10 protein-coding genes are annotated in these 13,195 nt (G+C 63.1%); 6 read left to right on the top strand and 4 right to left on the bottom strand.

What is annotated here, in order from left to right; translation table 11 throughout:
• Positions 1-80: 80 nt before the first annotated feature.
• From H566_RS0117965 to ntrC, 3 genes are all read left to right on the top strand, one after another.
• Positions 81-563, top strand: a complete 483-nt coding sequence (locus H566_RS0117965) for a hypothetical protein (RefSeq protein ID WP_028312522.1) — start codon at positions 81-83, stop codon at positions 561-563.
• A gap of 13 nt (positions 564-576) precedes the next feature.
• On the top strand, positions 577-1,656 hold the full coding sequence (gene glnL, locus H566_RS0117960) for a nitrogen regulation protein NR(II) (protein ID WP_028312521.1): 1,080 nt from the start codon (positions 577-579) through the stop codon (positions 1,654-1,656).
• Between the two features lie 131 nt (positions 1,657-1,787).
• Entirely contained in the window at positions 1,788-3,338 is a 1,551-nt protein-coding gene (gene ntrC / locus H566_RS0117955; protein WP_028312520.1) for a nitrogen regulation protein NR(I), read from the top strand.
• 93 nt (positions 3,339-3,431) lie between these two features.
• Here ntrC and H566_RS0117950 read toward each other — a convergent pair whose 3' ends face one another.
• On the bottom strand, positions 3,432-4,661 hold the full coding sequence (locus tag H566_RS0117950) for a polyhydroxyalkanoate depolymerase (RefSeq protein WP_028312519.1): 1,230 nt from the start codon (positions 4,659-4,661) through the stop codon (positions 3,432-3,434).
• A gap of 337 nt (positions 4,662-4,998) precedes the next feature.
• Complete coding sequence (gene fdxA / locus H566_RS0117945) at positions 4,999-5,322, bottom strand: ferredoxin FdxA (RefSeq protein ID WP_028312518.1); 324 nt, start codon at positions 5,320-5,322, stop codon at positions 4,999-5,001.
• 163 nt (positions 5,323-5,485) lie between these two features.
• Here fdxA and pncB point away from each other — a divergent pair, with 163 nt between their 5' ends.
• Positions 5,486-6,655 carry a nicotinate phosphoribosyltransferase gene (gene pncB, locus H566_RS0117940; RefSeq protein WP_028312517.1) on the top strand — a complete coding sequence of 390 codons (1,170 nt, stop codon included), beginning with the start codon at positions 5,486-5,488 and terminating at the stop codon, positions 6,653-6,655.
• A 63-nt stretch (positions 6,656-6,718) separates the two neighbouring features.
• The gene (locus tag H566_RS0117935; RefSeq protein WP_028312516.1) at positions 6,719-7,003 is read left to right on the top strand and encodes a polyhydroxyalkanoic acid system family protein; all 285 of its coding nucleotides are present in this window, start codon (positions 6,719-6,721) and stop codon (positions 7,001-7,003) included.
• Between the two features lie 99 nt (positions 7,004-7,102).
• Here H566_RS0117935 and H566_RS0117930 read toward each other — a convergent pair whose 3' ends face one another.
• Positions 7,103-7,759, bottom strand: coding sequence for a response regulator transcription factor (locus H566_RS0117930; RefSeq protein WP_034412176.1), 657 nt, complete (start codon positions 7,757-7,759; stop codon positions 7,103-7,105).
• Positions 7,760-7,779: 20 nt separating this feature from the next.
• A complete protein-coding gene (locus H566_RS26140) occupies positions 7,780-10,239 on the bottom strand; it encodes a PAS domain-containing sensor histidine kinase (RefSeq protein WP_084545263.1) in 2,460 nt (819 codons plus the stop codon).
• Between the two features lie 241 nt (positions 10,240-10,480).
• On the opposite strand from H566_RS26140, the gene aceE reads away from it, so the two are divergent.
• A complete protein-coding gene (gene aceE / locus H566_RS0117920; RefSeq protein ID WP_028312514.1) occupies positions 10,481-13,189 on the top strand; it encodes a pyruvate dehydrogenase (acetyl-transferring), homodimeric type in 2,709 nt (902 codons plus the stop codon).
• Positions 13,190-13,195: the final 6 nt, after the last annotated feature.

Here is a 13,195-nt window from a genome sequence, read left to right as displayed (position 1 = left end):
GCTGGTGCTTTTCGTCTTTGCACCGAAACTGTGCGTGCCATACACTGGATTCCGACTTTCTGTCGCGACGGGGACCACGAATGACGCACCGCTTTTTCATTTCCACCCTGCTGCTCGGCTGGCTGAGCCTTGATGCAAATGCGCAGGTCGTGAAATGCGAATTGCCTGACAAGACGATCGAATACAAGAACGTCGGAGATACGAGAGGGTGCAAGCCCATCGATCTACCGGCGATCACGACGGTACCGCGCAGCGCGCCTGTTTCGGCCAAGCCGGCAAATCCGGCTGCCGCCGCGCCGCGCGGGGATCTCAAGATCGATCCCGCCGTACAGAAGGGGCGTGACGATGATCGACGCCGGATACTCGAGGCCGAATTGCATGTTCAGGAAGAGCGCCTGCAGCAGCTTCGAGCCGAATTCAACAATGGCGAACCCGAGCGGCGTGGCGACGAGCGCAATTACCAGAAGTATCTCGATCGGGTTGCTCGCCTGAAGGAAGACATCGCCCAGGCGGAAGGCAATCTCACCTCGATCAAGCGTGAGCTTGGCAACCTGCCCAATTGATTCGGGAGTTGCAATGAATGCAGGCCAGTTCCCGCAGTTTGCGGGCCTTGATCTTCTGGGGTGCGGCGTGCTCGTCACGGATTCGCAATTCACGGTCGTGTTTGCGAATTCGGCGCTCGAAAGCATGCTCAGCGTCTCGCGCCGGGCGCTGGTCGGGCAGGTGATCGGAATGATCTTTCCGGGCAGCGGTCTGACCGAACTGCTCACTCAGGTGTATGAAGGACGCTTCGAGCAGAAGCGTCAGGACGTGACTTTCGGTCTGCCGAATCGTGATCCGGTCACCGTTCACAGCACGGTGGTCAGCTTGCAGGAGGCTGGTCTTGGCGCCCTGATCGAGTTCCGAGAGATCGAGCAGCAGCTCAAGGTGGATCGGGCGGAGCGTCTGATCGAGCAAGGGCAGGCCAATCGCGAGCTGATCCGCAATCTGGCACATGAGATCAAGAATCCGCTCGGCGGAATCCGCGGGGCGGCGCAATTGCTGGAACAGGAAATCTCGGTCATGGACCGGGCCGCCGAATTGCGTGAATACACCCAGGTAATCGTCAAGGAGGCCGACCGCCTTCAGACCCTCGTGGATCGGCTGCTTGCACCGCATCGCCGGCCCAAGCTGATTTCACAGGTGAACATTCATGAGGTCTGTGAACGGGTTCGGTCAGTGATACTCGCCGAATTTCCCCAAGGTCTGAAGATCGTGCGTGATTACGATATCAGCGTGCCGGAAATTCGAGGCGACAAGGAGCAACTGATTCAGGCGGTGCTGAATATCGCCAATAACGCGGCGCAAGCTTTGTCGCGTCACATTGCCGAAGGCGCGGCGGTCATTACCCTGCGCACCCGGGTGATCCGCAATGTCACGCTCGGAAAGCGTAGATGGCCGTTGGCATTAGATTTGCATATTATCGATAACGGACCTGGGATTCCCGCCGATATTCGTGACCGGATTTTCTATCCGCTGGTTTCCGGGCGCGAAGGTGGCAGTGGACTCGGCCTCACGCTGGCACAGACGTTTGTCCAGCAACACCACGGCGTCATCGAATGCGATAGCGAGCCGGGTTCGACAGATTTCCGGATCCTGCTCCCGCTCGGTTCCTGAACGCCGCGGCAACTCCGGCCGATGAGTTTTGACAGGACAGGAATGAAAGACACCCAAGTGGTGCGAGTGGCCCGCAACGCAGGCCGCGAATGCGCCCCGAATGCAGACACTCAGCAAGAAGGTGGACGCAAATGAAGCCGATCTGGATCATCGACGACGATCAATCGATCCGCTGGGTTCTCGAAAAAGCCTTGACGCGTGAGCAGTTTCCCGTCTGCACCTTCTCGAACATGCGCGAGGCGCTCGACGCACTTGAAGTCGAAGAACCACAAGTGATGGTTTCCGATATCCGGATGCCGGGTGGCGCGACACAGAACGCGGGCCTCGAACTGCTTCAGCAGGTGCGTCGTGACCATCCGGCCGTGCCGGTCATCATCATGACCGCCTATTCCGACCTCGAAAGCGCCGTCGCGGCCTTTCAGGGTGGCGCCTTCGAATACCTGCCCAAGCCTTTCGACATCACCAAGGCGGTCGATCTGATCCGGCGCGCCGTGAGTGAAAGCCAGCGCGAGGAGGCGGTCGCTACCGAGACCACAACGGCGGCCCCCGAGATCCTCGGCCAAGCCTCGGCAATGCAGGACGTGTTCCGCGCGATCGGCCGGCTGTCGCAGTCGAATGTGACCGTGCTGATCACCGGCGAATCCGGTACTGGCAAGGAACTGGTAGCCCGTGCGCTGCATCGCCACAGCCCGCGCCGTGATGCCCCGTTCATTGCGCTCAACACCGCCGCCATTCCGCGCGACCTGCTGGAAAGCGAGCTTTTCGGCCATGAACGCGGTGCGTTCACCGGTGCCCAGACCTTGCGCCGCGGACGCTTCGAGCAGGCCGAGAACGGCACGCTGTTCCTCGATGAAATCGGCGACATGCCCGCCGAATTGCAGACCCGTCTGCTGCGGGTGCTGTCCGATGGCACCTTCTACCGCGTCGGCGGGGTAAGTCCGATCCGGGCCAACGTGCGCGTCATCGCGGCAACCCACCAGAACCTTGAAGAGCGGGTCAAGCAGGGGCTGTTCCGCGAAGACCTGTTTCATCGGCTCAACGTGATCCGCCTACGCCTGCCGTCGCTGCGAGAACGTCGCGAGGACATTCCTCTGCTGGCACAGCACTTTCTCAAGGTCAGCGCTCGCCAACTCCAAGTCGAGTCCAAGCGTCTGTCGATGGAAGCTCTGCAGGCGCTGATGACCCTGCCGCTGCCTGGCAACGTGCGCCAACTCGAAAACCTCTGCCACTGGCTGACCGTGATGGCACCGGGTCAAGTGATCGAGGTGAAGGATCTGCCGCCGGAGGTGCGCGAGCAGCTGGGTGCGGCGGCTTCGGTCGCAGTGGCGGGCTTGGCAATTGCGCCGGAGGCAGTGACGTCGACCGGCGCCGTACCGCCGACAGGCGGGATCGCGGCGGCGGGATTCGGCTCGGCAAGCGTCGCTTTGACGGCAGCATCCTCGTCCGAGGGTGACGATTGGGTGCGTTCGCTGGAGCGCGAAGCTGCGCGGCTGCTGTCTGCGCGCAGCCCCGAGGTAATGGAACAGCTGACGCGTAAGTTCGAGGCAGCGGTTATCCGGACGGCACTCAACTTCACCCATGGGCGCCGCATCGAAGCGGCGCAGAAGCTGGGTATCGGGCGCAACACCATCACGCGCAAGGTCCAGGATCTCGGACTTGAGTCGACGGATTCCGAACTTTGAACTGATGCCGACCCAGGCGACCGCAAGTCGGATGGGCGCTGAATGGCCAAGGGCCGCATCGTGCGGCCCTTGGCATTTGTGGCTCCGGAGATTTCAGTTGTGCTCGCGGATGAATTCGCGAATCTTCGGATACACCACCTCGCGCCAGCGGCGGCCCGAGAAAATGCCGTAATGCCCGGCGCCTTCCACTACGACGTCCTGCTGGCGATCCGCCGGAATGCCGGTGCACAGGTCGTGCGCCGCCTGGGTCTGGCCCGGCCCGGAGATGTCGTCGAGTTCGCCCTCGACGGTGAGTAGGGCGGTGGTCTTGATGTCGGCCGGCTTGACAAGCTGTCCGCGCACTTCCCACAGGCCTCGCGGCAGCAGGTGGTCCTGAAATACGGTGCGGATGGTCTGCAGGTAGTACTCGGCCGGCATGTCTAGCACCGCGTTGTACTCGTCGTAGAACTTGCGGTGCGACTCGGCGTCGTCGAGGTCACCCTTCACCAGGTCGAGGTAGTAATCGTAGTGGGCCTGGGTGTGACGATCGGGATTCATCGCGACGAACCCGGCGTGTTGAAGAAAACCGGGATAGACCTTGCGCAGATAGCCAGGATGCTGGGCCGGCACAGAATAGATCACATGGTTCTCGAACCAGCTGAGCGGCTTGCGCTTGGCCAGATCGTTGACCGCGGTCGAGCCGCGCCGGGTGTCGATCGGACCGCCCATCATCGTCATGGAGCGGGGCGACTTCGGATCATTGGCCGAGGCCATCAGCGACACCGCCGCGAGCACCGGCACCGTCGGCTGGCAGACCGAGATGAGGTGAATGCTCGGACCCAGTGCGCGGATGAATTCGATGACGTAGTGAACGTAGTCGTCGAGGCACCACGGGCCTTCGGTGACGGGAATGAACTTGGCATCGACCCATTCGGTCACCCAGACGTCATGGTCACGAATCAGCATGCGTGCCGTATCGCGCAGCAGGGTGGCGAAGTGGCCGGAGAGTGGCGCGACGAGAAGTACGCGCGGATCCTGAGCGTTCCGCTCATCGCTGATGGCGCGGCGGAAATGGGTCAGCTTGCAGAACGGAAGATCGATGGCTGTTTCTGTCGTGACTTCGATGGTCTGTCCGTCGACCTCCGTGGTCTCGAGGTTCCAATCGGGCTTTTCGTAGGTTTTTCCGATGCGGTGCAGCAATTGCAATCCGGCCGACATCCGCTTGGCCATTGGGGTGTGCGAGAACGGCAAAACGGGGTTCGAATAGATCTGCGCCGTAGCTTCGGCCCAAGCCGAAAGCGGGCGCAGCATGGCACGCTGCATCTCGTGAAATTGGTAAAGCATGCTGTTGTCCCTGTGATTTTTGCCGGGAGCGCCACGCACCCTGCGCCTGCGTCGAATCGCCTGCGTTGCCCGTTGACGGAAAGCCGGCGCGAGTTTGCCATCGGCCTGTTTTGTTGCATAGCAGCATGGGCGATGGGCGCTGCGGCTGGTCCGGATTTCATCGCATTTCCGACAATCCTGATCGCTCGGGCAACCGGGGGTTTTCAGAGATCACAAGCTGCTGGCACCGTGGTGTGGTCGCCGGATGCGTGCATGCAAAGAAAAACGGCGCCCCGGGATCCGGTGCGCCGTCATCTTGAACCTGGTGATCGCCGCCCGCTTACGGGCGTAGGGCCGGTCAGCGTTCGAGGTACTTCAGCTTGTCGGGGACGTTGGCCCATTGCTTGTGATCGGCCAACGGGTCTTCGCTGCGGGTAATCGACGGCCAGCTCTTGGCCAGTTCGGCGTTGAGGGCGATATAGGCCGTCTGGTCGGCGGGCACGTCCTCTTCCGCCACGATCGCGTTCACGGGGCACTCGGGAATGCAGACGGCACAGTCGATGCACTCATCGGGATCGATCACGAGGAAGTTGGGGCCAGCGCGGAAGCAATCGACCGGACAGACGTCCACGCAGTCCGTATAACGGCAGCGAATACATTGTTCGGTCACAACGTGAGTCATGTAAAACCTCGGGATCGATGGAGTTTGTGCGTGCAGTGCGAGTCCTGTTCTTGCCCGCGCTGAACCTGCTGAAAAGACTGGCATTCTAACCGACGGCCCTTGGTGCTTGCCGTCGTCGCCGAGCGGTCCGTGCCCAGGGCGCGGCCCCGACACCTCTTCCGTCATGATCATCCAGTCGCTTCTCGATACCGATCTCTACAAGTTCACGATGATGCAGGTCGTGCTGCATCATTTTCCGGGTGCGAATGTCGAGTACCGGTTTCGGTGCCGCACGCCCGGAGTGAATCTCGCCAAGCATGTAGATGAGATTCGGGGCGAGATCAAGCATCTGGTCGGACTGCAATTCAAAGAAGCCGAACTGCAGTACATGCGTGGCCTCAGGTTCATCAAGAGCGACTTTGTCGATTTTCTCGGGATATTTCGCCTTAATCAGAAGTATCTGAGCATCGAACCCACGGTGGATGGTGGGATCGAGTTGTCGATCAAGGGTCCATGGCTGCACACGATTCTTTTCGAGATTCCGTTGCTGGCCATCATCAATGAAGTGTATTTCAGGAATCTCGTGGCCGATGCCGATCTGGCAGAAGGGCGCCAGCGTTTGCGTGCCAAGATCGATTTGGTGGCAAGTGACGCGGACTTCGACAATTTGCGAATTGCCGATTACGGCACTCGTCGCCGGTTTTCGCGAGCCTGGCAGGAAGAGGTGTTGCTGGGGCTGCGCGACGGCCTCGGCGACCGCTTTGCCGGCACCTCCAACGTCTGGTACGCGATGCGCCATGGCCTTGTGCCGCACGGCACGATGGCCCATGAGTACCTCCAGGCCTGCCAGGCGCTCGGTCCGCGGTTGCGCGACTCCCAGACCTTCGCGCTCGAGACCTGGGCGCGCGAGTATCGCGGCGATCTAGGGATTGCGCTTTCCGATGTCTACGGACTCGATGCATTCCTGCGCGATTTCGACATGTTCTTCTGCAAGCTGTTCGACGGCGCACGTCACGATTCCGGTGATCCCTTTGCCTGGGGTGAAAGAATGATCGAACACTGGACTCGCAATCGCTGCGATCCGCGAACAAAGCTCATGGTGTTTTCCGACAGCCTGGATTTTGGTCTGGTAATGGCGCTTTACCAGCGATTCCGCGGGCGCACTCGCTTGGCGTTCGGAATCGGTACCAATCTGATGAATGATGTCGGCCCAGAGCCCTTGCAGATCGTGATCAAGATGGTGCGATGCAATGGCGCGCCGGTGGCGAAGATTTCGGATTCGCCAGCAAAGAACATGTGCGACGACGCAGCCTATCTCGCTTATCTGCGTCAGGTATTCCAGATTGCCGGCTGACAGCGCATTGCGCTTGGGCCAAGGGATTCGAATTCATCAAATTGCACGGAGGAAGATTCAGGCATGGCTAGCATTTCGATCACGCGCAACCATCAACTCGGGCTGGAAGGCGCACGGCGCGTGTCGCAAAAGGTCGTGGACAAGCTGGCGGAGAAGTTCGGGCTGAGCAGCGGCGGCTGGCAGGGCAATTCCCTGGCGTTCTACCGGCCGGGCGTGGACGGCAAGGTGCAGATCAGCGACAGCCGCGTCGAGGTGACGATCGAACTCGGCTTCATGTTTGCCGGTTTCGCCGGAGCGATCGAGCAGCAGCTTGCGGCCTCGATCGACAAGGCGATCGCGGCGGGTTGAGCTACGCTCGGAAGGCACCAGAAGCACGAAGGGCCGGAGGCGGGGTATCCCGCGTCCGGCCCTTCTCGCATGCAGGGCTGCGTGTTCGTCGCCCGTCAATCAGCGTTGGCTCAACGCCAGCTTGAGCAGATCCGCGACATTGGCGACGCCAAGCTTTTCCATCACGTTGGCGCGATGCGCTTCGACGGTCTTGATGCTGATCGACAGGTCGTCGGCGATCTGCTTGTTGAGCCGGCCTGCGACGATGCAGTCGAGCACCTGACGCTCACGCAGCGTGAGGCGCGAAAGCTTTTCTTCCGCCGCGCGCTTGCGGACGTTGTCGGCGGCGACGGTCTGGGCCTGGGTCAGCATGCGTTCGACGATGGCCCGCAGTTCCGATTCGTTGAACGGCTTCTCGACGAAATCGACCGCGCCCTTCTTCATGGTGGACACCGCCATCGGCACATCGCCGTGGCCGGTGATGAAGATGATCGGCAGGAAGAAGCGGTTGCCATTGCCCATGGCATTGAGGCGCTCCTGGAGCTCGAGGCCGCTCATGCCGGGCATGCGCACATCGAGCAGGAGCACGCCGATCTTCATCGGCTCGTAGCTTTCCAGGAAGGCTTCGGCGGATTCGAAGGCCTGCACGCGATAGGTGTTGGCTTCCAGCAGCCAGGCGAGCGAGTCGCGCACAGCTTCGTCGTCATCGACGATGAAGACGGTGGGCGGCTGCGTGGTGGTGGCGGGCGCGGAAGAGCGGAGGGGGGTGGCGAGCATTGGCATCTCCTGGTCTTGCTTCAGGATGGCGTCACCTGCGAGGTGACTTCATTGGTACCGTCATTCGCTGGGGTTTCCCCAGCGTGATGGAACGGCAAACGCAAGTGGAAGGTGCAGCCATTTGGCTGACCGTTCAATGGGGGATTGTTCTCGGCCCACAGCCGTCCCTGATGGAACTCAACGATCGAACGGCAGATGTTCAGGCCCATGCCCATGCCTTCGCTCTTGGTCGTGTAGAAGGGCTCGAACAGTTGGGCCGCCGCCTCGGGCGGGATGCCGTGGCCCCGGTCCATGACGTCGATCGCGGTGCCAACCTGTCCGGCCGGGTCGGTATAGACATGGGCGCTGACCGTGAGGCGTCGGTCGCGCGCATCGGCCATCGCCTCGATGCCGTTGCGCATGAGGTTGACCAGCACCTGCTCGATCATGATCGGATCGACGGCGATCGGCGGCAGATGCGGCTGAAGCTCGGTCTCGATGATGACCTGCCGCTTGACCGCGTCGAATTCCACCAGCCCGATCGCATCGTCGAGGATGGCCTGCACCGTTGCCTTCTTGCGATTGGGCTCGCGGCGTTTCACGAACTCGCGGATGCGCCGGATGATCGCGCCGGCGCGCTGGGCCTGCGACGCGGTCTTTTCCAGCGGCGGCAGCAGCTCGCCGGCGCGGCTTTCGGGGTCGCGCGACATGATCGACTTGACCCGCGCGACCGTGCCCATCGAGTAGTTGGTGATGGCGGTGAGCGGCTGATTGAGTTCGTGGGCGAGGCTCGACGCCATCTCGCCCATGGTGATGAGCCGCGAGGTCCAGGCTTCGCGCGCGGCCTGCTGGCGCTGGATGTTCTCGCTCATCACGCGGCTGGTGATGTCGGTGGCGATCTGCACCTCGACGCGGCGGCCGTCCACCCATTCGATCTGGCGCCGGCGCACCTCGAACCAGCGGTCGATGTCGGTGCAATGCACCTCGTGCGCGGTGCCGGGCGCGGCGGCGTCGGGCGGTGCGCTGCCGGCGAGCTTGGCGTGGCCGGCCGGATCGTTGCCGAACAGCTGGCGGAAGTAGCGGTTGGCGAACAGCAGCTCGGCCTCGCCGCGTGACGGGTCGGCGGGCGGCGCGACCACCGACACGGCGGCGTCCAGTTCCTCCAGCACGGTGGTGAAGCGCTCGTGCGCGGCGGCGAGGCTTTCGCGCACGCGCTTCGGCTCGGTGATATCGGTCATCGACGTCATCCAGCCGAACTGCGCGCCGCGCTCGTCGATGAGCGGTGAGAGATAGAGGCGGGCGGCGAAGCGGCTGCCGTCCTTGCGCTGCACCGTGGCTTCGAGGCCGAGGTTGTCGCGGTAGGCGCGGCTGCTCATGACGGCGGCGAACTCGTCCCACTTGCTCGCGATGTCCTCGGCGGTCCAGTAGGGGTAGGGCGGTACCGCGCCGAGCAGTTCGTGCTCGGCAAAGCCGGTCATGCGGCAGAAGGCGGCGTTGACGTAGGTGATGCGGCCTTCCATGTCGATGGCGCGCATGCCGGTAAGCATCGAGTCTTCCATCGCGCGGCGAAAGCCCGCCTCGCGCTCCAGCTGCTGCTCGGCAGCGGCGCGCCTCAGCATGTGGCGCCACACTGTCGCGAGCGACCAGATGATGAACACCGACAGGCCGAGCACCAGCCACAGCAGCAGGTTGGTGCGGAAGTGCGGACGCTGGGCGTCGGCATGGGCCACCAGCCGCATGCCGTCGCCGGGCGGATCGAGCAGGCGTGAATGCTCGACACCAAGTTCGTCGAACTGGTCGCCCTCGGCCGCGATCGAGCGCTCCTCGCGGTCATGGATCTCGACCTTGTACTTGGTGCGGATCTCGGTCGGCACCGCATTGCTCAGCAGGCTCGACACCGAATACGTGGCGATGACCATGCCCGAGAAGCGCGTGCCGATGAACACTGGCACCGCCACGTCGAACACCTTGGCGTTCGAGCGCGAATACACGCGGCTGTAGCGCGCCTGGCGCGCGTCGCGGGCGCGGTTGTAGTTGGCGGTCGGCTCGGATTCGAGGATCGGCATGCCGGTTTGCCAGTTGGCGCCGGAGTCGGGGCGCGCCTCGGCCCAGCGCAGGTTGCGCTGGGCGTCGAAGGCGGCGACCGAGTTGATCTCGCCGTACTGCGCGACCAGCTCCTTCGCGCGTGAGCGGAAGCCGTTCTCGTCGATCTCTTCCGCCGCGAGGCTGCGCGCGAGCGACGACAGCGCGTCCTGCTGCGACAGCACGCGCAGCCGCACGGTCTGCGCTGCCGCCTCGGTGTCGCGGTAGAGCACCTCGCGCTCGAGGGATTGCTGCTGGCGATGCAGCCACCAGGCGCCGGCACCCATCACCGCGATGAAGATCGCCATCGAGATGAGTGGCGTCAGCCAGTACCAGCGGGAAAGCGGCTCGCGGCGCGGCGCGTGTTCGCCGGCGGCAAGAGGGCCGCGGCTTGTGTGCGAGGAGGGGAGCGTGTTCATGAAACCTGCCGAATCGGTGCGCCGATTGTGGACGAATCGTCTGCCCGAAGGGATGCGTGAAAGCGCGATCTGAAATTCAGCGCGTTTCTCACATAACAAAATCACGACTCACGATTCGCAAAATAGAATCCGCTCGCCTTCGGAGGAGGAGACAACCCCCGGCAAACACCAAGGGGCAAGCGCTTTCGCTTGAACCACGCTGGGACGGCTCCGCCGCCGCGCACCTGAAGAGGAGACATCCATGTCCGCAGTGCCCAATGCGCCGCTGAACGCGGCCAACGATCCCGATGCCGTCGAGACCCGCGAGTGGCTCGACGCGCTTGAATCCGTCATCGAGCGCGAAGGCGTCGAGCGCGCCCATGACCTGCTCGAAAAGCTCGTCGACCTCACCCGCCGCAACGGCGCCTACGTCCCGTTTTCGGCCAACACCGCCTACGTCAACACCATCCCCGCGTCGAAGGAGCAACCCTTCCCCGGCAACCTCGAGTACGAGGAGCGCCTGCGCTCGTGGATGCGCTGGAACGCGATGTCGATGGTCGTCAAGGCCAACAAGATCGAGACGCCGGACGGCGGCTCGCTGGGCGGCCACATCGCCTCGTTCGCCTCGCTGGCGACGATGATCGGCGTGGGTTTCAACCACTTCTGGAAGGGCCCCGAGCATCCGGACGGCTCCGACCTGCTCTACATCCAGGGCCATTCGGCGCCCGGCATCTATGCCCGCGCCTTCCTCGAAGGCCGGCTGAGCGAGGAGAACCTCGCCAACTTCCGCCAGGACGTTGACAAGAAGGGCATCACGTCCTACCCGCACCCCAAGCTCATGCCGGAGTTCTGGCAGTTCCCGACGGTGTCGATGGGCCTCGGACCGCTGATGGCGATCTATCAGGCGCGCTTCCTCAAGTACCTGCATGCGCGCGGCATCGCCGACACGAGCAAGCGCAAGGTCTGGGCCTTCTGCGGCGACGGCGAGATGGACGAGCCGGAATCGCTCGGCGCGATCGGCATGGCGGCGCGCGAGGGCCTGGACAACCTCGTGTTCGTCATCAACTGCAACCTGCAACGTCTTGACGGCCCGGTGCGCGGCAACGCCAAGATCATCCAGGAGCTCGAAGCCGAGTTCCGCGGCGCCGGCTGGAACGTCATCAAGGTGATCTGGGGCTCGTACTGGGACCCGCTGCTCGCCAAGGACAAGAACGGCACGCTGCAGAAGGTGATGATGGACACCGTCGACGGTGAATATCAGAACTACAAGGCCAACGACGGCGCCTACGTGCGCAAGAACTTCTTCGGCAAGACGCCCGAGACGGCCGAGATGGTCGCGCACATGAGCGATGACGACATCTGGCGCCTCAACCGTGGCGGCCACGACCCCAACAAGGTCTACAACGCCTACCTGTCGGCCACGACCGACAACCACGGCAAGCCGACCGTCATCCTCGCCAAGACCGTCAAGGGTTTCGGCATGGGCAAGATCGGGGAAGGCAAGAACACCACCCACCAGCAGAAGAAGCTGGGCGCGCAGAGCATCCGCGAGTTCCGCGACCGCTTCGGCATTCCGGTGTCGGACGAGCAGCTCGAAGACCTGCCGTTCTACAAGCCGGGCGCCGACACGCCCGAGATGAAGTATCTGCAGGAGCGTCGCCAGGCCATGGGCGGCTACCTCCCGTCGCGCCGCCCGGTGAGCAGCGAGAAGTTCACCGCGCCGACGCTCGACTTCTTCAAGAGCCTGCTGGAGCCGACGGCCGAAGGCCGCGAGATCAGCACGACGCAGGCCTTCGTGCGCTTCCTGGTCCAGCTCATCCGCGACAAGGAACTGGGCCCGCGCGTGGTGCCGATCGTGCCGGACGAGGCGCGCACCTTCGGCATGGAAGGCATGTTCCGCCAGCTCGGCATCTTCAGTCAGCAAGGCCAGCTGTACGAACCGGTCGACAAGGACCAGGTGATGTACTACCGCGAGGACAAGGCCGGCCAGATCCTGGAAGAGGGCATCAACGAAGCCGGCGCGATGGCCGACTGGATCGCCGCCGCGACGTCGTACTCGACGAACGACCGGATCATGCTGCCGTTCTACATCTACTACTCGATGTTCGGCTTCCAGCGCATCGGTGACCTGGCCTGGGCCGCCGGCGACATGCAGGCGCGCGGCTTCCTGCTCGGCGGTACCGCCGGCCGGACCACGCTCAATGGCGAAGGCCTCCAGCATGAAGACGGCCATTCGCACATCTTCAGCGCCACGATCCCCAACTGCGTGAGCTACGACCCGACCTTCGCCCACGAAGTCGCGGTGATCGTCCAGCACGGCATCAAGCGCATGGTCGAAGACCAGGAAAACGTCTTCTACTACCTGACCGTGATGAACGAGAACTACGGTCATCCGGGCCTGAAGCCGGGGACCGAGGAAGGCATCATCAAGGGCATCTACAAGCTGGTCGACGGCAAGGAAGGCGAGGCCAAGCGCGTGCAGCTGCTCGGCAGCGGCACCATCCTGCGCGAATCGCTCGCGGCCAAGGAACTGCTCGAAGCCGACTGGGGCGTGACCGCCGACGTCTGGAGCGTGACGAGCTACACCGAGCTGGCCCGCGAAGGCGCCGACGCCGAGCGCTGGAACCTGCTGCACCCCACCGAGGAAGCCCGCGTGCCCTACGTGGCGCAGCAGCTCGGCGCCAGCAGCGGCCCGATCATCTCCAGCACCGACTACATCAAGATGTACTCGGAGCAGATCCGCCCCTACCTGCCCAAGGGCCGCGACTACACCGTGCTCGGCACCGACGGCTTCGGCCGCAGCGATTTCCGCTCGAAACTGCGTCACTTCTTCGAGGTCGATCGCCACTTCATCACCATCGCGGCGCTCAAGTCGCTGGCCGACGAAGGCACGATCCCCGCGACCGTGGTGGCTGAGGCGATCGCCAAGTACGGCATCGACCCGAGCAAGCCCAACCCCGTCACGCAATAAGAACGA

This window comes from Derxia gummosa DSM 723 (assembly GCF_000482785.1).
In the GTDB taxonomy this organism is placed as follows: Bacteria; Pseudomonadota; Gammaproteobacteria; order Burkholderiales; family Burkholderiaceae_E; genus Derxia; species Derxia gummosa.
This window is presented reverse-complemented; position numbering and strand designations above follow the sequence as displayed.

Excerpts from the sequence above, each read along its gene's own strand:
- H566_RS0117930 (WP_034412176.1), bottom strand. The coding sequence starts at position 7,759 with ATGCTCGCCACCCCCCTCCGCTCTTCCGCGCCCGCCACCACCACGCAG.
- fdxA (WP_028312518.1), bottom strand. The coding sequence starts at position 5,322 with ATGACTCACGTTGTGACCGAACAATGTATTCGCTGCCGTTATACGGAC.
- H566_RS26140 (WP_084545263.1), bottom strand. The coding sequence starts at position 10,239 with ATGAACACGCTCCCCTCCTCGCACACAAGCCGCGGCCCTCTTGCCGCC.
- H566_RS0117935 (WP_028312516.1), top strand. The coding sequence starts at position 6,719 with ATGGCTAGCATTTCGATCACGCGCAACCATCAACTCGGGCTGGAAGGC.
- glnL (WP_028312521.1), top strand. The coding sequence starts at position 577 with ATGAATGCAGGCCAGTTCCCGCAGTTTGCGGGCCTTGATCTTCTGGGG.
- pncB (WP_028312517.1), top strand. The coding sequence starts at position 5,486 with ATGATCATCCAGTCGCTTCTCGATACCGATCTCTACAAGTTCACGATG.
- aceE (WP_028312514.1), top strand. The coding sequence starts at position 10,481 with ATGTCCGCAGTGCCCAATGCGCCGCTGAACGCGGCCAACGATCCCGAT.
- H566_RS0117950 (WP_028312519.1), bottom strand. The coding sequence starts at position 4,661 with ATGCTTTACCAATTTCACGAGATGCAGCGTGCCATGCTGCGCCCGCTT.
- ntrC (WP_028312520.1), top strand. The coding sequence starts at position 1,788 with ATGAAGCCGATCTGGATCATCGACGACGATCAATCGATCCGCTGGGTT.
- H566_RS0117965 (WP_028312522.1), top strand. The coding sequence starts at position 81 with ATGACGCACCGCTTTTTCATTTCCACCCTGCTGCTCGGCTGGCTGAGC.